Annotated in this window: 14 protein-coding genes; 10 read left to right on the top strand and 4 right to left on the bottom strand. The window is 64.4% G+C overall.

Features of this window, described 5'->3' with window-relative positions; translation table 11 throughout:
• Positions 1-205 precede the first annotated feature (205 nt).
• From rimP to truB, 5 genes are all read left to right on the top strand, one after another.
• Positions 206-664: a ribosome maturation factor RimP gene (gene rimP / locus WS49_RS21330; protein WP_014897219.1), complete on the top strand. Its 459-nt coding sequence runs from the start codon at positions 206-208 to the stop codon at positions 662-664.
• Complete coding sequence (gene nusA / locus WS49_RS21325; protein ID WP_059533060.1) at positions 664-2,139, top strand: transcription termination factor NusA; 1,476 nt, start codon at positions 664-666, stop codon at positions 2,137-2,139. Before rimP ends, nusA begins: the two co-directional genes overlap by 1 nt.
• Positions 2,140-2,230: 91 nt before the next feature.
• Positions 2,231-5,152 carry a translation initiation factor IF-2 gene (infB, locus tag WS49_RS21320; RefSeq protein WP_059533057.1) on the top strand — a complete coding sequence of 974 codons (2,922 nt, stop codon included), beginning with the start codon at positions 2,231-2,233 and terminating at the stop codon, positions 5,150-5,152.
• A 190-nt stretch (positions 5,153-5,342) separates the two neighbouring features.
• The gene (gene rbfA, locus WS49_RS21315) at positions 5,343-5,663 is read left to right on the top strand and encodes a 30S ribosome-binding factor RbfA (protein ID WP_373557200.1); all 321 of its coding nucleotides are present in this window, start codon (positions 5,343-5,345) and stop codon (positions 5,661-5,663) included.
• A gap of 13 nt (positions 5,664-5,676) precedes the next feature.
• Positions 5,677-6,609, top strand: coding sequence for a tRNA pseudouridine(55) synthase TruB (gene truB / locus WS49_RS21310; protein WP_059533051.1), 933 nt, complete (start codon positions 5,677-5,679; stop codon positions 6,607-6,609).
• A gap of 90 nt (positions 6,610-6,699) precedes the next feature.
• Here truB and WS49_RS21305 read toward each other — a convergent pair whose 3' ends face one another.
• From WS49_RS21305 to WS49_RS21290, 4 genes are all read right to left on the bottom strand, one after another.
• Complete coding sequence (locus WS49_RS21305; protein ID WP_057924316.1) at positions 6,700-8,259, bottom strand: DHA2 family efflux MFS transporter permease subunit; 1,560 nt, start codon at positions 8,257-8,259, stop codon at positions 6,700-6,702.
• Between the two features lie 27 nt (positions 8,260-8,286).
• On the bottom strand, positions 8,287-9,504 hold the full coding sequence (locus WS49_RS21300; RefSeq protein WP_059533048.1) for an HlyD family secretion protein: 1,218 nt from the start codon (positions 9,502-9,504) through the stop codon (positions 8,287-8,289).
• A gap of 52 nt (positions 9,505-9,556) precedes the next feature.
• Positions 9,557-11,053: an efflux transporter outer membrane subunit gene (locus WS49_RS21295; RefSeq protein ID WP_059533045.1), complete on the bottom strand. Its 1,497-nt coding sequence runs from the start codon at positions 11,051-11,053 to the stop codon at positions 9,557-9,559.
• 87 nt (positions 11,054-11,140) lie between these two features.
• Positions 11,141-11,632, bottom strand: a complete 492-nt coding sequence (locus tag WS49_RS21290) for a MarR family winged helix-turn-helix transcriptional regulator (protein ID WP_059533042.1) — start codon at positions 11,630-11,632, stop codon at positions 11,141-11,143.
• Between the two features lie 346 nt (positions 11,633-11,978).
• On the opposite strand from WS49_RS21290, the gene typA reads away from it, so the two are divergent.
• The 5 genes from typA to zapE all read left to right on the top strand — a co-directional run bounded on the left by typA (position 11,979) and on the right by zapE (position 21,109).
• The gene (gene typA, locus WS49_RS21285) at positions 11,979-13,805 is read left to right on the top strand and encodes a translational GTPase TypA (RefSeq protein WP_059533039.1); all 1,827 of its coding nucleotides are present in this window, start codon (positions 11,979-11,981) and stop codon (positions 13,803-13,805) included.
• 317 nt (positions 13,806-14,122) lie between these two features.
• The gene (locus WS49_RS21280; protein ID WP_059533036.1) at positions 14,123-16,987 is read left to right on the top strand and encodes a 2-oxoglutarate dehydrogenase E1 component; all 2,865 of its coding nucleotides are present in this window, start codon (positions 14,123-14,125) and stop codon (positions 16,985-16,987) included.
• A 136-nt stretch (positions 16,988-17,123) separates the two neighbouring features.
• The gene (gene odhB, locus WS49_RS21275) at positions 17,124-18,401 is read left to right on the top strand and encodes a 2-oxoglutarate dehydrogenase complex dihydrolipoyllysine-residue succinyltransferase (protein WP_059533033.1); all 1,278 of its coding nucleotides are present in this window, start codon (positions 17,124-17,126) and stop codon (positions 18,399-18,401) included.
• Between the two features lie 81 nt (positions 18,402-18,482).
• Entirely contained in the window at positions 18,483-19,913 is a 1,431-nt protein-coding gene (lpdA, locus tag WS49_RS21270) for a dihydrolipoyl dehydrogenase (protein ID WP_057924323.1), read from the top strand.
• Between the two features lie 98 nt (positions 19,914-20,011).
• A complete protein-coding gene (gene zapE / locus WS49_RS21265; protein ID WP_059533030.1) occupies positions 20,012-21,109 on the top strand; it encodes a cell division protein ZapE in 1,098 nt (365 codons plus the stop codon).
• Positions 21,110-21,116: the final 7 nt, after the last annotated feature.

The following is a 21,116-nucleotide window of genomic DNA, read 5'->3' as shown; positions in this document are numbered from 1 at the left end:
GCCAAAAATCGCTATAATCGCGGAGTCGCTGGGCGTACGGATTCAATGTGCGGCTCAGGTGCGACCACCAGTAAGAAGATGGGCGTTCCGCCCATTTTTTTTTGCTGAAACGGTTAGGCATCTCGGGTAGCGCTTCCTGCGCCGGCTAAGGCGCGCGCCCGCGGGTGAATCGCGAGCGGCGGGCGCGAACACCTGAGAGGACACTGTGCAACTGACGGAACTGATAGAAACCACGGTCACCGGGCTCGGCTACGAGCTGGTGGATCTCGAGCGCACCGGGCGCGGCATGCTTTGCATCTATATCGATCAGCCTGCCGGCATCTCGCTCGAAGATTGCGAAAAGGTCACGCGTCAGCTCCAGCACGTCTTGACGGTCGAAAACATCGATTACGAACGGCTCGAAGTCTCGTCACCGGGGCTCGACCGCCCGTTGAAGAAGCTGGCCGACTTCGAGCGCTTCGCCGGTAGCGAAGTTTCCGTGACCTTGAAAAAGCCGCTGGACGGGCGCAAGACGTACCGGGGCATTCTGCACGCGCCGAATGGCGAAACGATCGGTTTGGAATTTGAGAGGAAGAAGGGCGAGGCAGCCATGCTGGATTTCACGCTGGCCGATATCGACAAAGCCCGCCTGATTCCGCAAGTTGACTTTAGGAGCCGCAAATAATGAGTCGCGAAGTGTTGATGCTGGTGGATGCGCTGGCGCGCGAGAAAAACGTCGACAAGGATGTGGTGCTGGGCGCCCTCGAGGCTGCGCTCGCGTCCGCTTCCAAGAAGCTGTTCGACGAAGGCGCCGAAATCCGCGTCCATATCGATCGCGAAAGCGGCGAGCACGAAACCTTCCGTCGCTGGCTCGTCGTGCCCGACGAGGCAGGCTTGCAGGAGCCGGATCGCGAGATCCTGCTGTTCGAAGCGCGTGAGCAGAACCCCGACGTCGAAGTCGGCGAATTCATCGAGGAGCCGGTGCCGTCGATCGAGTTTGGCCGTATCGGCGCGCAAGCCGCCAAGCAGGTGATTCTGCAGAAGGTGCGCGATGCCGAGCGCGAGCAGATCCTGAACGATTACCTCGAGCGCGGCGAAAAGATCATGACGGGCACGGTGAAGCGCCTCGACAAGGGCAACTTCATCGTCGAATCGGGCCGTGTCGAAGCGCTGCTGCGTCGCGACCAGCTGATCCCGAAGGAAAACCTGCGCGTGGGTGACCGCGTGCGTGCATACATCGCGAAGGTCGACCGCACCGCGCGCGGCCCGCAGATCGAACTCTCGCGCACGGCGCCCGAGTTCCTGATGAAGTTGTTCGAGATGGAAGTGCCGGAAATCGAGCAGGGCCTGCTCGAGATCAAGGCAGCCGCTCGCGATCCGGGCGTGCGCGCGAAGATCGGCGTGATCGCCTACGACAAGCGGATCGATCCGATCGGCACCTGCGTCGGCATCCGCGGTTCGCGCGTGCAGGCCGTGCGCAACGAGCTCGGTGGCGAAAACATCGACATCGTGCTATGGTCCGAGGATCCCGCCCAGTTCGTGATCGGCGCGCTCGCGCCGGCAGCCGTCCAGTCGATCGTCGTCGATGAAGAAAAGCACTCGATGGACGTCGTCGTCGACGAAAACGAGCTGGCTGTCGCGATCGGCCGCAGCGGTCAGAACGTTCGCCTTGCCGGCGAGCTGACCGGCTGGCAGATCAACATCATGACGCCGGACGAATCCGCCCTGAAGCAGGGTGAAGAGCGCGATCGACTGCGTTCGCTGTTCATGGCGCGTCTCGACGTCGACGAAGAAGTTGCCGACATCCTGATCGACGAAGGCTTCACGAGCCTCGAAGAGATCGCTTACGTGCCGCTCAACGAAATGCTCGAAATCGAGGCATTCGACGAGGACACCGTGCACGAGCTGCGGAACCGCGCACGCGACGCACTGTTGACGATGGCGATCGCGAACGAAGAAAAGGTCGAAAACGCAGCGCTGGATTTGAAGGGCCTTGACGGCGTCACGCCGGAGTTGCTCGCGAAGCTGGCCGAACACGGCATGCAGACGCGCGACGATCTCGCCGAGCTGGCTGTGGATGAACTGGTCGACATGACCGGGATGGAAGAGGATGCCGCTAAGGCGTTGATCATGAAAGCACGTGAACACTGGTTCCAGTGAGAAATGACCATGGCGCACTGATTTGATGGCGGCCGTATGGCCTGACCCGATGCTAACCGCAAGGAATCGGTCCTTGCACTAAGAGGAATGAATGGCGAGTAACAACGTAGCCCAATTTGCCGCGGAACTGAAAATGCCTGCTGGTGTGCTGCTCGAACAGCTGCAGGCAGCGGGCGTCCAGAAAGCGAGTGAAGACGATGCGCTGTCCGAGGCGGACAAGGCGCGTCTGCTCGATCATTTGCGCAAGTCGCACGGCGCAACCGACGGCGACAAGCGCAAGATCACGCTGACCCGCAAGCATACGTCGGAGATCAAGCAGTCTGACGCGACGGGCAAGGCTCGCACCATTCAGGTCGAGGTCCGCAAGAAGCGTACGTTCGTCAAGCGCGACGACGTGGCCGAGGGTGCGGAACAGGGTCAGGCGCAGGTTGCCGAAGCGGATGACGATGCGGATCTGAAGCGTCGCGAGGAAGAAGCGCGCCGCGAGGCCGAACTGCTCGAAAAGCAGGCGCAGGAACTGCGCGAGCGCCAGGAACGCCTCGAGCGCGAGGAAGCCGAGCGCCGTGCCCGCGAGGAAGCGGCCGAAGCCGAGCGCCGTCGTGCCGAGGAAGAAGCAGCGACGAAGCGCGCCGCGGCCGAAGCCGCAGCGGCACAGCAGGCTGCTGCCCAGCAGGCCGCCGAAGCCCAGCAGGAAGCAGCCGGTGCGCAGTCCGCGCAGGACGAAGCGCGCGCGGCCGCCGAACGTGCGGCCCAGCGTGAAGCGGCGAAGAAGGCCGAGGACGCTGCCCGCGAGGCGGCCGACAAGGCGCGGGCCGAGCAGGAAGAGATCAGCAAGCGTCGCGCGGCTGCAGAAGCCGAGGCACGCGCGATCCGCGAAATGATGAACACGCCGCGCAAGGCCGTGGTCAAGGCAGTCGAGCCGCCGAAGCCGGTGGAACCGCCGAAGCCGGCCGAAGCGAAGGGCACGCTGCACAAGCCGGCCAAGCCGGCAGGCGCAGGCGCGCAGGCACGTCCGGCCGTGAAGAAGCCGGCCGGCGCAGCGCCGGCGACGACGCAGGCACCGGCAGGCGCGGGCGACCGCAACAAGAAGCCGGGTGGCGGCAAGGGCGGCTGGCAGGACGACGCGGCCAAGCGCCGCGGCATCAAGACGCGCGGCGATTCGAGCGGCGGCGTCGACCGCGGTTGGCGCGGCGGCCCGAAGGGTCGCGGCCGTCACCAGGACAGCGCATCGACGTTCCAGGCGCCGACCGAGCCGATCGTGCGTGAAGTGCACGTGCCGGAAACCATCTCGGTTGCCGATCTCGCGCACAAGATGTCGATCAAGGCCTCCGAAGTCATCAAGGTGATGATGAAGATGGGCCAGATGGTCACGATCAACCAGGTGCTGGACCAGGAAACGGCGATGATCGTCGTCGAGGAACTGGGCCACCGTGCGGTCGCCGCGAAGCTGGACGATCCGGAAGCACTGCTGGTCGAAGGCGAGACCGGTACCGATGCGGAGCAACTGCCGCGTCCGCCGGTCGTCACCGTGATGGGTCACGTCGACCACGGCAAGACCTCGCTGCTCGACCACATCCGCCGCGCGAAGGTTGCAGCGGGCGAAGCGGGCGGCATTACGCAGCACATCGGCGCATACCACGTCGAAACGCCGCGCGGTGTCATCACGTTCCTCGATACGCCGGGTCACGAGGCGTTCACGGCAATGCGTGCACGCGGCGCGAAGGCGACCGACATCGTCGTGCTGGTGGTGGCTGCCGACGACGGCGTGATGCCGCAAACGAAGGAAGCCATCGCTCACGCGAAGGCGGGTGGCGTGCCGATCGTCGTGGCGATCAACAAGATCGACAAGCCGGAAGCGAACCCGGACCGCGTCAAGCAGGAACTGGTCGCGGAAGGCGTCGTGCCGGAAGAATACGGTGGCGATTCGCCGTTCGTGCCGGTCTCGGCGAAGACGGGTGCCGGTATCGACGACCTGCTCGAGAACGTGCTGCTTCAGGCCGAAGTGCTGGAACTGAAGGCACCGGTCGAGGCGCCGGCCAAGGGCATCGTGATCGAAGCGAAGCTGGACAAGGGCAAGGGCCCGGTCGCGACGATCCTGGTGCAGTCCGGTACGCTGAACCGCGGCGACATCGTGCTGGCAGGCACGGCTTATGGCCGCGTGCGTGCGATGCTCGACGAGAACGGCAAGCCGACGAAGGAAGCCGGCCCGTCGATCCCGGTCGAAATCCAGGGTCTGTCGGAAGTGCCGGGTGCGGGCGAGGAAGTGATCGTGCTGCCGGACGAGCGCAAGGCGCGCGAAATCGCGCTGTTCCGTCAGGGTAAGTTCCGCGACGTCAAGCTGGCGAAGCAGCAGGCCGCGAAGCTGGAAAGCATGCTCGAGCAGATGGGCGAAGGCGAAGTGCAAAACTTGCCGCTCATCATCAAGGCGGACGTGCAGGGCTCGCAGGAAGCACTCGTGCAGTCGCTGCTCAAGCTGTCGACCGACGAAGTGCGCGTGCAGATCGTGCACAGCGCGGTGGGCGGCATCAGCGAAAACGACGTCAACCTCGCGACGGCATCGAAGGCGGTCATCATCGGCTTCAACACGCGTGCGGATGCACAGGCGCGGAAGCTGGCAGAAGCGAACGGTATCGACATTCGCTACTACAACATCATCTACGACGCAGTGGATGAGGTGAAGGCCGCGATGTCGGGCATGCTGGCGCCGGAGAAGCGCGAAGTCGTGACGGGCATGGTCGAGGTGCGCCAGGTGTTCAAGGTGCCGAAGGTCGGTACGGTTGCCGGCTGTATGGTCACCGACGGTATCGTCAAGCGCTCGTCGTCGGTTCGCGTGCTGCGCAACAACGTCGTGATCTTCACGGGCGAACTCGAATCGCTGAAGCGCTTCAAGGACGACGTGAAGGAAGTCAAGCAAGGCTTCGAGTGCGGTATGTCGGTGAAGAACTTCAACGACATCATCGAAGGCGACCAGTTCGAAGTCTTCGAAGTGACCGAAGTCGCACGTACGCTGTAATCGTCGCGTATCGGCTCGTGGGCGGGGCAGGCTTGGGCCTGTCCCGCCCATTTTCATGGTGGCGTGCCAGCGGCGCGCCGCTTTATCCTGATAAACGGATCACGGATCGATCATGTCCAGGAAACGTACTTCCCCCAATCGCAACGTTCAGATTGCAGACCAGATTCAACGCGATCTGTCCGAGCTCATCATGCGCGAGGTCAAGGACCCGCGCATCGGCATCGTGACCATCCAGAGCGTGGAGCTCACGCCGGATTATGCGCACGCGAAGGTCTATTTCACGGCGCTCACCGGCGATCCGGACAAGACGCAGGAAGCGCTGAACCATGCGTCGGGTCACCTGCACAACCTGCTGTTCAAGCGCCTGCACATTCATACGGTGCCGACGCTGCATTTCCATTACGACCAGACGATCGAAAAGGCGGTGGAAATGTCGCGTCTGATCAAGGAAGCCAACTCGACGCGCGCGAAGGACGACGACGAAGCCGACGCGCCCGCGAAGGACGAGTGAGCGCGCGCGCACCATGACGACTGCAGCTCCTCAGCGTCCACGCGTGCCGCGGCGCGCGCTGGACGGCGTCCTCCTGCTGGACAAGCCGGTCGGCCTGTCGAGTAACGACGCCCTGATTCGCGCGAAGCGCCTGCTTCTCGCGAAGAAAGCCGGCCATACCGGCACGCTCGATCCGCTGGCCTCGGGGCTGTTGCCGCTGTGCTTCGGCGAGGCGACGAAGTTCTCGCAGGACTTGCTGGAAGCGGACAAAACCTACGAAGCGACGATGCGTCTCGGCGTGCGCACGACCACCGGCGACGCCGAAGGCGACGTGCTCGACACGCGCGTCGTCGAATGCGACCGGACGGCGGTGGAGGCGGCGCTCGCGCGCTTTACCGGCGAGATCGTGCAGGTGCCGCCGATGTATTCGGCGCTCAAGCGCGACGGCAAGCCGCTGTATGAATATGCGCGCGCGGGCCAGACCGTCGAACGGGAAGGCCGCAACGTGACGATCCATGCGCTCGATCTGCTGGCCTGCGACCTGCCGGACGTGACGTTTCGCGTGACTTGCAGCAAGGGGACGTATGTGCGCACGCTGGCGGAGGATATCGGCGAAGCGCTCGGTTGCGGCGCGCATCTGACGATGCTTCGTCGCACGGGCGTCGGCGCGCTGACGCTCGAACATGCGGTGACGCTCGACGCGCTGTCCGACGCCGCCGAAGCGGCGCGCGATGCGTGGCTTCAGCCGGTCGACGCGCTGCTGTCGACGTTTCCGCTGGTGCGTCTCGACGAAGCCTGCGCGAAGCGGTTCCTGCACGGCCAGCGTCTGCCGCTGTCGGCGCTCGATTCGATCGACGCGGCGGAGGGCGAGCGTGTGCGCGTGTACGACGCGGCACGGCTGCTCGGCGTGGCTCGCAAGGCCAACGGCGTGCTGGCACCTGAACGCCTCGTCGTGACGGCAGAGTGATGCACGGCGCGCAAGCGCCGTCGGCATGAAAGAAAGCCCGGTCGAAATCGACCGGGCTTTTTGTTTGGCGTGTGCGTCCGAGCGCGGTGTTCAGTGGGCAGCCGACGCCGCCGCACCCGCATCGCCACCGCCCGCGCGTTCGGGCTTCGTGATCCAGATCAGTCCGATCAGCAGCACGAAGATCGCCGCGGAGATGTAGAACAGGTCGTTCACGCCGAGTTGCGCGGCCTGCTGCGTGGCCATGTTGTTGATGAGACCGTGCGCCTGGTCCTGCGTCAGCCCGAGGTTGCCCATCTGCGTGACGGCCTGGTTGAACGTCGGATTGTACGGGTTGGTCTGCTCGACCAGTTGCGCGTGGTGGAAATTGTTCCGGTGGTCCCACGCGGTCTGGAAGATCGACGTGCCGATGCCGCCGCACATGATCCGCACGAAGTTCGACAGGCCCGATGCCGCGGGGATGCGGTGGCCGGGCAGGCCGGACAGCGTGATCGACACGAGCGGGATGAAGAAGCCGGCCATCGCGATGCCTTGCACGAGCGTCGGCAGCGTCAGCGACCACTCGTCGACGCCGGTCGTGTAGCGCGAGCGCATCCAGAAGCACAGCGCGAACGTCAGGAATGCGGCGGTCGCGATGTAGCGCGGGTCCGTGCGCGGCAGGAACTTGCCGGTCAGCGGCGACAGCAGGATCGCGAACAGCCCGACGGGCGCCATCACGAGACCTGCATCGGTTGCCGTGTAGCCGATCTGGGTCTGCAGCCACAGCGGCAGCAGCACGAGGTTGCCGAAGTAGAGCCCGTAGCCGACCGCGAGGGCGATCGTGCCGCCCGTGAAGTTGCGCATCCGGAACAGCGACAAGTCGACGACCGGATGTTCGGCGGTCAGCTCCCAGATCACGAAGAACGCGAACGAAATGACCGCGATCAGCGCGAGCGCGATGATCGTCGTCGACGCGAACCAGTCGAGATCCTTGCCCTTGTCGAGCATGATCTGCAGCGAGCCGACCCACAAGACGAGCAGCGCGAGGCCGACGCCGTCGATCGGCGCGCGACGCACCGTGGATTCGCGCGTGCGATAGATCGACCAGGTGGCCAGCGCGGCGGCGATGCCGACCGGGATGTTCACGTAGAAGATCCACGGCCACGAATAGTTATCCGAAATCCAGCCGCCGAGGATCGGGCCCGCGACCGGTGCGATCAGCGTCGTCATCGACCACAGCGCGAGCGCCATCGGCGCTTTCGCGCGAGGGTAGCTCGACAGCAGCAGCGATTGCGACAGCGGAATCATCGGCCCGGCGACCGCGCCCTGGAGCACGCGCGATGCGAGCAGGAACGGCAGGCTCGGCGCCAGCCCGCACATCCACGACGAGATGACGAACAGGATGATCGACGCGAGGAACAGACGAACCTGCCCGAAGCGATCGGTCAGCCAGCCGGTCAGCGGCACGGAGATCGCATTCGCGACGGCGAACGACGTGATGACCCACGTACCCTGGTCGGACGATACGCCGAGGTCGCCCGAGATGGTCGGGATCGCGACGTTCGCGATGGACGTGTCGAGCACGTTCATGAACACCGCGAGCGACACCGCGATCGTTCCGAGCACGAGTTGCCCGCCCTGCAGGGGCGGGTGGGAGACAGGAGCCTGTGCCATGTCGGTAGTTTTCCGGAAGCGGAGCCGTTACATCATCTTTGCGGTGCCGGTCGACTTCGCCGCGGCCGGTGCCGGCGCGTTGCCGCCGGCATTCTCGGCGATGATGCGCGCGATCTCGGCGTCGGCTTCGTCGCCGTACTTCGCGAACACGCTGGTCTCGTAGACGGTGTTCTTTGCGTTGACCAGCTGGTCGCCGCGCTCGTCCTTGATATCGACGTCGACCTGCATCGACAGGCCGATGCGCAGCGGGTGCTTCTCCAGGTCCTTCGGATCGATCTCGATACGCACCGGCAGGCGCTGCACGACCTTGATCCAGTTGCCCGTCGCATTCTGCGCCGGCAGCAGCGAGAACGCCGAACCCGTGCCGGCCGAGAAGCCGACGACCTTGCCGTGGTAGACGGCCGACGAGCCGTAGATGTCGGCGGTCAATTCGACCGGCTGGCCGATGCGCATGTGCTTGAGCTGAACTTCCTTGAAGTTGGCGTCGACCCACACAGCGTTCAGCGGCACGACCGACATCAGCGGGTTGCCCGGCGACACGCGCTGGCCGACCTGCACCGAGCGCTTCGCGACATACCCGGTGACCGGCGCGGGCAGCACGTTACGCGCGTTCGCGAGATACGCGTCGCGAACTTTCGCTGCCGCGGCCATCACGTTCGGGTGCGACGCGATCGTCGTGTTCGCGGTCAGTGCGCGGTTCGAGGCGAGCTGCTGCTGCGCCGCGTCGACCGACGCCTGCGCGGCGCGCACAGCGTCGCGTGCGTGGGAGATTTCCTCCTGCGATACGGCGCCCGTTTGCGCGACGGCCATCCGGCGGCGCAGGTCGTCCTGTGCCTTCGACAGGTCGGACTGACGCAGCGCGACCTGCGCGCGGTACTGGTCGTCGTTGACGAACAGGCCGCGCACCTGGCGTACCGTCTGCGCGAGGTTGGCCTCGGCCTGTTGCAGCGCGACCTGCGAGTCGGCCGGGTCGAGCACGACCAGCGGATCGCCGGCCTTGACCGTCTGCGTGTCGTCGGCCTTCACGGCGATCACGGTACCCGTGACCTGCGGCGTGATCTGCACGACGTTGCCGTTCACGTACGCGTCGTCGGTCTCTTCATGGAAGCGCGCGACCAGGAAGTAGTACAGACCGTACGCGATGGCCGCGATCACGATGACCGCGATCAGCAGCGTCATCATCCGTTTGCGCTTCCCGTTGTTCTGCGCCTGTGCGCTGGAGGCGTTTTGTTGAGGGTCGCTCATGGCGATTTTCTCCGTCCGTTATTTCGAGTGTCTGCGTAGTGGTGGCGCCGGATCAGTTGGCGGCCTGTTTTGTCTGCTTGTCGGCGTCGGGCGCGGCGAGCCGCGTGCCGGTCGCGTCGAACCCGCCGCCGAGCGCCTTGATCAGCGCGAGCTGCATGTCGCGCCGGCGCATCTTCAGGTTCGTCACCGTCTGTTCGGACGCGAGGCGGTTGCTGTCGGCGGTCAGCACCTGGAGCTGTGGCGACAGGCCGGCCTTGTAGCGGATCACGGCAAGGTCGTATGCACGCGTCGACGCGTCGAGCGCACGCTGCGCGTCGTCCATCTGGCGATCGACCGCGCGGATCGACGCGACCTGCGTCGCGACGTCGTTCAGCGCGCTGATGAGCGTCTGGTTGTAGTTCGCGACCGACAGGTCGAAGTCTGCATAGCGGCCCTTGAGCTGCGCGCGCAACGCACCGGCGTCGAAGATCGGCAGGTGGATGGCGGGGCCGAACTGCGCCTGGCGGCTCGCGAAATTCAGGAATTTGCCCCAGCCGAACGCATCGAAGCCGAAGCCGGCAGCGAGGTTGACGTCGGGGAAGAATTCGGCCTTCGCTTCCTTCACGTCGTGCATCGCGGCCTCGACCTGCCAGCGCGCGGCGACGATGTCGGGACGGCGCGACACGAGGTCGGCCGGCAGGTTGCCGGGCAGCGCGACTTCGCCGGTCGGGTTCATCACGGGCGCGGCGATCTGCAGCCCACGGTCCGGCCCCTTGCCGAGCAACGCGGCGAGTTGGTAGCGCACGGTCGTGATCTGGCCGTCGAGGTCGGACAGCGACGCCTGGGTCGTCGCGATGTTGCCGCGCGCGGTCTGGCGCTCCACGTTGGTGTCGAGGCCGGCCGATACGCGGCCGTCGGTGATCTTGCCGACCGTCTGGCGGTTGGTGATCTCGCGTTGCGCGATGTCGCGCAGCGCATACAGTTGCGCAAGCGAGTTGTAGGTGCGGGCGACCGACGACGCGATCGTGATGCGCGCCTGCTGCATGTCGGCTTCGGCCGCTTTTTCCTGCGACACGGCCGTATGCAGGCGCTCGCGGTTCTTGCCCCACAGGTCGAGATCCCACGACGCGCTCGCGAGCGCGTTGTTCTCGCTATACCACTGGCCGCCGTACGGAGGCGGGAACAGCGCATTCGACGAATACAGCTCGCGCGTCCACGAATAGCTGGCTTCGGCCTTCGGCATCAGGTTCGAGCGCGACGATTCGATGTACGACGACGCCTTCGCGATGCGCGCCTGTGCCTGCGCGATCGACGGGCTGCCCTGGAGCGCCTCGTCGATCAGCTTCGGCAGCTGCGGATCGCCGAACTGGTTCGCCCAGTCGAGTGCCGGCCACTGGCCGCCCTGGGCGGGCAGGCTCTGGGCGGTTTCGAATTGCGACGCGGGAGCGATCTGCTTGTCGCTCTTGATGCCGATGTAGTTTGCGCAGCCCGCCAGTGCCAGCGCGGCGACCGCGGCGGCAACGGCGGCGCGGCACGACCCGGCGCGCACGGACAACGGGGAGGATTTCATCGCGCTGTTCCCTGACTCGGAATGAATGATGGACACTGCAAGGATTTCCTTACATTAATCTGTCGAAAGTAATTGTTATGGCAACTATTACGTGACGCTACCGCCGGCGGTCTCGCAATAGTTGCTGAGAATGCGGCGCAGCATGCTCTTCAGGAATCCGACTTCTTCAGGCGTAAAACCGTCCAGCAATTGGTCCAGCACGCTGCGGAACACCGGCGGCAACCGTTCCGCCAGCGCGCGGCCTTCGTCGGTCAGCTCGAGACGCACGACCCGCCGATCCTCGATGCTGCGCACACGGGACAGCAGGCCACGCTTCTCGACGCGATCGAGCAGGCGCGTGACCGCGCTCGCGTCGATCCCGTATTCCCGGGCGAGCTCCGCGGCCGTCGAGCATTTGCCGACCGCGATCATGAACAGCATGCTCGCCTGCGTGCCCGTGATGCCGAGCTCTTCCTGCGTGCGCTGCGTGACGAGGTTGGTCATCACCGATTTCACGCGCGACATCAGATAACCGACGCTGTCGTTCATCTGGTACGAGGACAACGGCGAAACAGGCGATTGGGGAGGAGAATCCGACATAAAACCCTGAAGCTGCAATAGTTGACTAGGCAGCAGTATAGGCACAATTGCTTGCCGCGGCAAATGTTAATCGAACGGGCGAGGGCGCGCTCCGCGTCCCGAAATTCCCGTGTCGTCGTCAGGGTTTTCGGCTTGCCGTCGGCGGTGTCGGCCGGTCGATCTGCCGGGTCGATTTACCGGTCTGCGACGAGGGCAGGGAGGCGTCGTTTGCTGCGTTGCAAAGGCAGTCCGGCTTTCGACATCCTCACGTGCTATAATTTGCGGTTTCCAAGCTGCAACGCGCGCGCACGTGTCCCGGTGACTGACGAGCGTGCGCGTTTGCGCGTTCAACGATTTCCAGGTTTCTATGACCCGCGCCCTTCGCAACATCGCCATCATCGCTCACGTCGACCACGGCAAGACCACGCTCGTCGACCAACTGCTCCGCCAGTCCGGCACCTTCCGCGAGAACCAGCAGATTGCCGAGCGGGTGATGGACTCGAACGACATCGAAAAAGAGCGCGGGATCACGATTCTCGCGAAGAACTGCGCGGTCGAATACGAAGGCACGCACATCAACATCGTCGACACGCCGGGGCACGCGGACTTCGGTGGCGAGGTGGAGCGCGTGCTGTCGATGGTCGACTCGGTGCTGCTGCTGGTCGACGCCGTCGAGGGGCCGATGCCGCAAACGCGCTTCGTGACGAAGAAGGCGCTCGCGCTCGGTCTGAAGCCGATCGTCGTCATCAACAAGATCGACCGTCCGGGCGCGCGGATCGACTGGGTCATCAACCAGACCTTCGACCTGTTCGACAAGCTTGGCGCGACCGAAGAGCAGCTCGACTTCCCGATCGTCTACGCATCGGGCCTGAACGGCTACGCGTCGCTCGATCCGGCGACCCGCGAAGGCGACATGCGTCCGCTGTTCGAGGCGATCCTCGCGCACGTGCCGGTTCGCCCGGCCGATCCGGAAGCGCCGCTGCAGCTCCAGATCACGTCGCTCGACTTTTCGACGTACGTCGGCCGGATCGGCGTCGGCCGCATCACGCGCGGCCGCATCAAGCCGGGTCAACCGGTCGTGATGCGCTTCGGTCCGGAAGGCGACGTGCTGAACCGCAAGATCAACCAGGTGCTGTCGTTCAAGGGCCTCGAGCGCGTGCAGGTCGAGTCGGCGGAAGCCGGCGACATCGTGCTGATCAACGGTATCGAAGACGTCGGCATCGGCGCGACGATCTGCGCGGTCGATACGCCGGAAGCGCTGCCGATGATCACCGTCGACGAGCCGACGCTGACGATGAACTTCCTCGTCAACTCGTCGCCGCTGGCCGGCCGCGAAGGCAAGTTCGTGACGAGCCGCCAGATCCGCGACCGCCTGATGAAGGAACTGAATCACAACGTCGCGCTGCGCGTGAAGGATACCGGCGACGAAACGGTGTTCGAAGTGTCGGGCCGCGGCGAACTGCACCTGACGATTCTCGTCGAGAACATGCGCCGTGAAGGCTACGAACTGGCCGTGTCGCGTCCGCGCGTCGTGATGCAGGAAATCGACGGCGTGCGGCACGAGCCGTACGAGCTGCTGACCGTCGACGTCGAGGACGAGCATCAGGGCGGCGTGATGGAAGAGCTCGGTCGCCGCAAGGGCGAAATGCTCGACATGGCGTCGGACGGCCGCGGTCGCACGCGTCTGGAATACAAGATCTCGGCGCGCGGCCTGATCGGCTTCCAGAGTGAATTCCTGACGCTGACGCGCGGCACGGGCCTGATGAGCCACATCTTCGACTCGTACGCACCGGTCAAGGACGGCTCGGTCTTCGAGCGCCGCAACGGCGTGCTGATCTCGCAGGACGACGGCGCCGCCGTGGCGTACGCACTGTGGAAGCTGCAGGATCGCGGCCGCATGTTCGTGAAGCCGGGCGACGCGCTGTATGAGGGCATGATCATCGGTATTCACAGCCGCGACAACGACCTCGTCGTGAACCCGATCAAGGGCAAGCAGCTGACCAACGTGCGTGCGTCGGGCACCGACGAAGCCGTGCGTCTCGTGCCGCCGGTCCAGATGTCGCTCGAATACGCGGTCGAATTCATCGACGACGACGAACTCGTGGAAGTGACGCCGCAGTCGATCCGTCTGCGCAAGCGCTTCCTGAAGGAGCACGAGCGTCGCCGCGCGAGCCGCGAAGGCGCGGTCGACTAAGCATTGGCCGTTCCTGTGCATGACGAAAAAGGCTGCCTCCGGGCGGCCTTTTTTGCATCTGCGCAGTGTGCAATCGGGCGGGTTGCAAAACACTGTTCCCGCGAGTCGCGGCAATCCGGCGAAACCCCGTCACGCGGTGCTTTCAGCCACATTTCGCCGTGAGCTTCGGTATCGGTTCTGTGATATGCTGCGCGCACGCAAGTTTTAGGTCCTTCCAAGCAAGACTTGATTCGCAATCCGCTAAACGGTCAGGCCGTGTCGCGGAAGGTTGAGTAACCCGCTATTTCTCGAGAAGCTCGAAGAAAGGTGAGCGTAAAATGTCAGATGTAATGAAGCAGTTTCAGCTGAACTCCTATCTGTTCGGCGGCAATGCTTCGTACGTTGAAGAACTGTACGATGCATACCTCAACAATCCGGCATCGGTGCCGGAGAACTGGCGAGAGTATTTCGACGCGCTGCAGAACGTGCCTGCAACCGACGGCTCGAACGCCAATGACGTTGCTCATTTCCCGATCGTCGAATCGTTTGCCGAGCGTGCGAAGGCCAATGCCTTCATCCCGCGCGAAAGCACGAGCAATCTGGCGACCGCGCGCAAGCAGGTCCACGTCCAGTCCCTCATCAGCGCATATCGCTTCCTCGGCTCGCAATGGGCCAATCTGGATCCGCTGAAGCGTCGCGAACGTCCCGCCATCCCCGAACTCGAACCCGCGTTCTACGACTTCTCCGAAGGCGACCTCGACCAGACGTACAGCGCAAGCAACCTGTATTTCGGTTTCGACCAGGCTTCGCTGCGCGACATCGTCAAGGGCCTGCGTGACACGTACTGCGGCACGATCGGCGCCGAATACATGTACATCAGCGATCCGGAGCAGAAGCGCTGGTGGCAGGAGCGCCTGGAATCGACCCGCGCGACGCCGTCCTTCTCGATCGACAAGAAGAAGCACATCCTGAATCGCCTGACGGCAGCGGAAGGCCTCGAGCGCTATCTGCACACCAAGTACGTCGGCCAGAAGCGCTTCTCGCTCGAAGGCGGCGAAAGCTTCATCGCGGCGATGGACGAAGTCGTCCAGCACGCAGGCAAGACCGGCGTGCAGGAAATCATCATCGGCATGGCGCACCGCGGCCGTCTGAACGTGCTGGTCAACACGCTGGGCAAGATGCCGGCCGACCTGTTCGCCGAATTCGAAGGCAAGCACGTCGACGACCTGCCGGCAGGTGACGTGAAGTACCACAAGGGCTTCTCGTCGGACGTGTCGACCGAAGGCGGCCCGGTCCACCTGTCGCTCGCGTTCAACCCGTCGCACCTCGAAATCGTGAACCCGGTGGTCGAAGGTTCGGCGAAGGCACGGATGGACCGTCGCGGCGACGAAGACGGCCTGCAGGTGCTGCCTGTGCAGATCCACGGTGACGCGGCCTTCGCTGGCCAGGGCGTCGTGATGGAAACGCTGAACCTCGCGCAGACGCGCGGTTACGGCACGCACGGCACGCTGCATATCGTCATCAACAACCAGATCGGCTTCACGACGTCCGACCCGCGCGACGCGCGCTCGACGCTGTACTGTACCGACGTGGTCAAGATGATCGAAGCGCCGGTGCTGCACGTGAACGGCGACGATCCGGAAGCCGTCGTGCTCGCGATCCAGATCGCGATCGACTACCGGATGCAGTTCCACAAGGATGTCGTGATCGACATCGTCTGCTTCCGCAAGCTGGGGCACAACGAGCAGGACACGCCGGCGGTCACGCAGCCGCTGATGTACAAGAAGATCGCGCAGCACCCGGGCACCCGTGCGCTGTACGCCGAGAAGCTCGTGCAGCAGGGCGTGATCACCGCCGAAGACGCCGACAACTACGTGAAGGCGTACCGCAAGGCGATGGACGACGGCCACCACACCGTCGATCCGGTCCTGTCGAACTACAAGAGCAAGTACGCGGTCGACTGGGTTCCGTTCCTGAACCGCAAATGGACGGATGCAGCCGATACGGCCGTGCCGCTCGCCGAACTGAAGCGCCTCGGCGAACGCATCACGACGGTCCCGGAAAACTTCAAGGTCCACCCGCTCGTCGAGCGCGTGATCAACGACCGCCGCAACATGGCGCGCGGCGACCAGCCGCTCGACTGGGGCATGGGCGAACACCTCGCGTTCGCGTCGCTCGTCGCATCGGGCTACTCGGTGCGCCTGACGGGCCAGGACTCGGGCCGCGGCACGTTCACGCACCGTCACGCGGTGCTGCACGACCAGAACCGCGAACGCTGGAACGACGGCACGTACGTGCCGCTGCAGAACATCGCCGACGGTCAGGCGAAGTTCACGGTGATCGACTCGGTGCTGTCGGAAGAAGCGGTGCTGGGCTTCGAATACGGTTACTCGACCGCCGAGCCGAACACGCTCGTGCTGTGGGAAGCCCAGTTCGGCGACTTCGTCAACGGCGCGCAGGTCGTGATCGACCAGTTCATCTCGTCGGGCGAAGTGAAGTGGGGTCGCGTGTCGGGTCTCACGATGCTGCTGCCGCACGGCTACGAAGGCCAGGGTCCGGAACACTCGTCGACGCGTATCGAGCGTTTCCTGCAGCTGTGTGCCGATCACAACATGCAGGTCGTTCAACCGACGACGCCGGCACAGATTTTCCACCTGCTGCGTCGCCAGATGATCCGTCTGTTCCGCAAGCCGCTGATCGTCGCAACGCCGAAGTCGCTGCTGCGCCACAAGGAAGCGGTGTCGGACCTGTCGGAACTCGCGAAGGGTTCGTTCCAGCCGGTGCTGGGCGAAACCGACGGCGGCATCGACGCGAAGAAGGTCAAGCGCGTGCTGGTGTGCTCGGGCCGCGTGTACTACGACCTCGTCGCGCATCGCCGCGAAGCGAAGGCGAACGACGTCGCGATCATCCGTATCGAGCAGTTGTATCCGTTCGCGCACAAGCAGTTCGAAGCCGAAATGAAGAAGTACGAGAACGCGACTGAAGTGGTCTGGGTGCAGGACGAGCCGCAGAACCAGGGCCCCTGGTTCTACGTCGAGCACCACCTGAAGGAAGGCATGAAGGAAGGGCAGAAGCTGGCATACAGCGGCCGTCCGGCTTCGGCCTCGCCGGCGGTTGGCTACTACGCGAAGCACTACGAGCAGCAGAAGGCCCTCATCGAAGGTGCGTTCGGCCGCCTGAAGAGCGCATCGATCGCGAAATAATCGACGTCAAGCGAAACGGGAAGGCGCGCTGCGCTTTCCCGTGTCTTTTGGCCCGCCGGGCGCGTCGCGCGCCGCATCGGCCGAAGGAATCGCACGAACCTCGTCATTACCCAGATTAAGCATCCAGGAAAATCACATGGCTATCGTAGAAGTCAAAGTCCCCCAGCTTTCGGAGTCGGTTTCGGAAGCCACCATGCTGCAGTGGAAGAAGAAGCCGGGCGAAGCAGTCGCGCAGGACGAAATCCTGATCGAACTCGAGACCGACAAGGTCGTGCTCGAGGTGCCGGCACCGGCCGCGGGCGTGCTCGCGCAAGTGCTGCAGAACGACGGTGACACGGTCGTCGCCGACCAGATCATCGCGACGATCGACACCGAAGCGAAGGCAGGTGCTGCCGAAGCAGCGGCAGGCGCCGCCGAAGTGAAGCCGGCCGCAGCACCCGCTGCAGCCGCACCGGCAGCACAGCCGGCTGCCGCGGTTGCATCGAGCTCGGCAGCCGCATCGCCGGCCGCAACGAAGCTGCTGGCCGAGAAGGGCCTGTCGGCAGGCGACGTCGCAGGTTCGGGCCGCGACGGCCGCGTCACGAAGGGCGACGCGCTGGCCGCAGGCAGCGCACCGAAGGCTGCTCCGGCCGCCGCACCGGCGAAGACCGCCGCTGCAAAGCCGTCGCTGCCGGAAGTGAAGGTGCCGGCGTCGGCCACGACGTGGCTCAACGATCGTCCGGAACAGCGCGTGCCGATGTCGCGTCTGCGTGCGCGTATCGCCGAGCGTCTGCTCGAGTCGCAACAGACCAACGCGATCCTGACGACGTTCAACGAAGTCAACATGGCTCCGGTCATGGAGCTGCGCAACAAGTACAAGGACAAGTTCGAGAAGGAACATGGCGTGAAGCTCGGCTTCATGTCGTTCTTCGTGAAGGCGGCCGTGCATGCGCTGAAGAAGTTCCCGCTCGTGAACGCGTCGATCGACGGTAACGACATCGTCTATCACGGTTACTTCGACATCGGTATCGCCGTCGGCTCGCCGCGCGGCCTCGTGGTGCCGATCCTGCGCAATGCCGATCAACTGAGCCTCGCGGACATCGAGAAGAAGATCGCCGAATTCGGCCAGAAGGCGAAGGACGGCAAGCTGTCGATCGAGGAAATGACGGGCGGTACGTTCTCGATCTCGAACGGCGGCGTGTTCGGCTCGATGCTGTCGACGCCGATCATCAACCCGCCGCAGTCGGCCATCCTCGGCGTGCACGCGACGAAGGAGCGCCCGGTCGTCGAAAACGGCCAGATCGTGATCCGTCCGATCAACTATCTGGCACTGTCGTACGACCACCGGATCATCGACGGCCGCGAAGCCGTCCTGTCGCTCGTCGCGATGAAGGACGCGCTGGAAGATCCGGCACGCCTGCTGCTCGACCTGTAAGCCGAGTCTCACTGCATTGACCCGCTCCGCACGCTCGCGTACACGCGCGACCGTGCGGGCGTACAAGTAGAAAGGATTGTCATGTCCAAGGAATTTGACGTCGTCGTGATCGGCGCCGGCCCCGGCGGCTACATCGCCGCGATTCGCGCCGCGCAGCTCGGCAAGACCGTTGCCTGTATCGAGAAGTGGAAGAACCCGGCCGGCGCGCTGAAGCTCGGCGGTACCTGCCTGAACGTCGGCTGCATCCCGTCGAAGGCGCTGCTCGCCTCGTCGGAAGAGTTCGAGAACACGTCGCATCACCTGGCCGACCACGGCATCACGGTCGACGGCGTGAAGATCGACGTCGCGAAGATGCTCGGCCGCAAGGATGCGATCGTCGAGAAGATGACGAGCGGGATCGAGTTCCTGTTCAAGAAGAACAAGATCACCTGGCTGAAGGGCCATGGCAAGTTCACCGGCAAGACCGACGCCGGCGTGCAGATCGAAGTGAGCGGCGAGGGCGAGGCCGAAGTCGTCACCGCGAAGAACGTGATCATCGCGACGGGTTCGAAGGCGCGTCACCTGCCGAACATCCCGGTCGACAACAAGATCGTTTCGGACAACGAAGGCGCGCTGACGTTCGACTCGGTGCCGAAGAAGCTCGCCGTGATCGGCGCAGGCGTGATCGGCCTCGAACTCGGCTCGGTGTGGCGTCGCCTGGGCGCCGAAGTGACGGTGCTCGAAGCGCTGCCGGCGTTCCTCGGCGCAGCCGACGAAGCGCTCGCGAAGGAAGCGGCCAAGCTGTTCAAGAAGCAAGGCCTCGACATCCATCTCGGCGTGAAGATCGGTGACGTGAAGACGACGGCGAACGGCGTGTCGATCGCCTACACCGACAAGGACGGCAACGCGCAGACGCTCGACGCCGACCGCCTGATCGTGTCGGTCGGCCGCGTGCCGAACACCGACAACCTCGGCCTCGAGGCGATCGGCCTGAAGGCGAACGAGCGCGGTTTCATCGACGTGGACGACCACTGCCGTACCGCGGTGCCGAACGTCTATGCGATCGGCGACGTGGTGCGTGGCCCGATGCTCGCGCACAAGGCGGAAGACGAAGGCGTGCTGGTCGCGGAAGTGATCGACGGCCAGAAGCCGCACATCGACTACAACTGCATTCCGTGGGTGATCTACACGTACCCGGAAATCGCATGGGTCGGCAAGACGGAACAGCAGCTGAAGGCCGAAGGCCGCGAGATCAAGTCGGGCAAGTTCCCGTTCTCGATCAACGGCCGCGCGCTCGGCATGAACGCGCCGGACGGTTTCGTGAAGATGATCGCGGACGCGAAGACCGACGAACTGCTCGGCGTGCACGTGATCGCCGCGAACGCGTCGGACCTGATCGCGGAAGCCGTGGTGGCGATGGAGTTCAAGGCGGCGTCGGAAGACATCGCCCGCATCTGCCATCCGCACCCGTCGATGTCGGAAGTGATGCGCGAAGCGGCGCTCGCCGTCGACAAGCGCTCGCTGAACAGCTGAGCATGGTGTAGCGCCTGCCGGCCATCGGCCGGCGCAGCCGTCTCATGACGAAGGCGGGCGGGGTTTCCCGCTCGCCTTCGTTTTTTCCGGTTTGCCCGATGAACGTCACCGAATACTACACGCGCGAACTGACCACGCGCGGCTATCAGTCCGATCCCGCCCAGCGCGCGGCCGTCGATCGCCTGCAGTGCTGTTTCGACGAGTGGGTCGAATACAAGGCGCGTCGCTCGAACGCGTTCAAGAAGCTCATCAATCATCCGGACCTCCCGCGCGGCGTCTACATGTGGGGCGGCGTCGGCCGCGGCAAGAGCTTCCTGATGGACAGCTTCTACGCGGTGGTGCCCGTGCAGCGCAAGACGCGCCTGCATTTCCACGAATTCATGCGTGAGGTACACCGCGAACTCGAGGAGCTGAAAGGGCAGGCCGATCCGCTCGACGAGCTCGCGCGACGCATCGCGAAGCGCTACCGGCTGATCTGCTTCGACGAATTCCACGTGTCGGACATCGCGGACGCGATGATCCTGTACCGGTTGCTCGATCGCCTGTTCAACAACGGCGTGCAGTTCGTGATGACGTCCAACTACGATCCCGACGATCTGTATCCCGACGGCCTGCATCGCGACCGCATGCTGCCGGCGATCGCGCTGATCAAGCAGAAGCTCGACGTGCTGAACGTCGACGCGGGCGTCGACTATCGCCAGCGCACGCTCGCGCAGGTGCAGATGTACCACACGCCGCTCGGCGCGGACGCCGATCGCGAACTGCGTCATGCATTCGCGAAGCTCGCCGCGGTGCCCGACGAAAGCCCGATCCTGCATATCGAGAAGCGCGAGCTGAAGGCGCTGCGCAAGGCCGACGGGGTCGTCTGGTTCGATTTCGCGACGCTGTGCGGCGGCCCGCGTTCGCAGAACGATTATCTCGAGCTGGCCAGCCGCTTCCATGCGATCGTGCTGTCGGAAGTGCCGCAGATGTCGCCGCGGATGGCGTCCGAGGCGCGGCGCTTCACCTGGCTCATCGACGTGCTGTACGACCACAAGGTCAAGCTGCTGATGTCCGCGGCGGTGCCGGCGGAGCAGTTGTACGTCGAAGGGCCGATGGCGAACGAATTCGCGCGCACGGTTTCGCGGATCGTCGAGATGCAGTCGAAGGAATACCTCGAGACGCCGCGCCGCATCGTCGATACTTCGCTGACCTGATCGCGGT

This window comes from Burkholderia sp. RF7-non_BP4 (assembly GCF_001521935.1).
GTDB classification, from domain to species: Bacteria; Pseudomonadota; Gammaproteobacteria; order Burkholderiales; family Burkholderiaceae; genus Burkholderia; species Burkholderia diffusa.
This window is presented reverse-complemented; position numbering and strand designations above follow the sequence as displayed.

Bases quoted from the DNA above. Each gene is read 5' to 3' on its own strand.
- infB (WP_059533057.1), top strand. From the start codon at position 2,231: ATGGCGAGTAACAACGTAGCCCAATTTGCCGCGGAACTGAAAATGCCT.
- nusA (WP_059533060.1), top strand. From the start codon at position 664: ATGAGTCGCGAAGTGTTGATGCTGGTGGATGCGCTGGCGCGCGAGAAA.
- typA (WP_059533039.1), top strand. From the start codon at position 11,979: ATGACCCGCGCCCTTCGCAACATCGCCATCATCGCTCACGTCGACCAC.
- WS49_RS21300 (WP_059533048.1), bottom strand. From the start codon at position 9,504: ATGAGCGACCCTCAACAAAACGCCTCCAGCGCACAGGCGCAGAACAAC.
- truB (WP_059533051.1), top strand. From the start codon at position 5,677: ATGACGACTGCAGCTCCTCAGCGTCCACGCGTGCCGCGGCGCGCGCTG.
- rbfA (WP_373557200.1), top strand. From the start codon at position 5,343: ATGCGCGAGGTCAAGGACCCGCGCATCGGCATCGTGACCATCCAGAGC.
- WS49_RS21280 (WP_059533036.1), top strand. From the start codon at position 14,123: ATGTCAGATGTAATGAAGCAGTTTCAGCTGAACTCCTATCTGTTCGGC.
- zapE (WP_059533030.1), top strand. From the start codon at position 20,012: ATGAACGTCACCGAATACTACACGCGCGAACTGACCACGCGCGGCTAT.
- WS49_RS21295 (WP_059533045.1), bottom strand. From the start codon at position 11,053: ATGAAATCCTCCCCGTTGTCCGTGCGCGCCGGGTCGTGCCGCGCCGCC.
- odhB (WP_059533033.1), top strand. From the start codon at position 17,124: ATGGCTATCGTAGAAGTCAAAGTCCCCCAGCTTTCGGAGTCGGTTTCG.
- WS49_RS21290 (WP_059533042.1), bottom strand. From the start codon at position 11,632: ATGTCGGATTCTCCTCCCCAATCGCCTGTTTCGCCGTTGTCCTCGTAC.
- WS49_RS21305 (WP_057924316.1), bottom strand. From the start codon at position 8,259: ATGGCACAGGCTCCTGTCTCCCACCCGCCCCTGCAGGGCGGGCAACTC.
- lpdA (WP_057924323.1), top strand. From the start codon at position 18,483: ATGTCCAAGGAATTTGACGTCGTCGTGATCGGCGCCGGCCCCGGCGGC.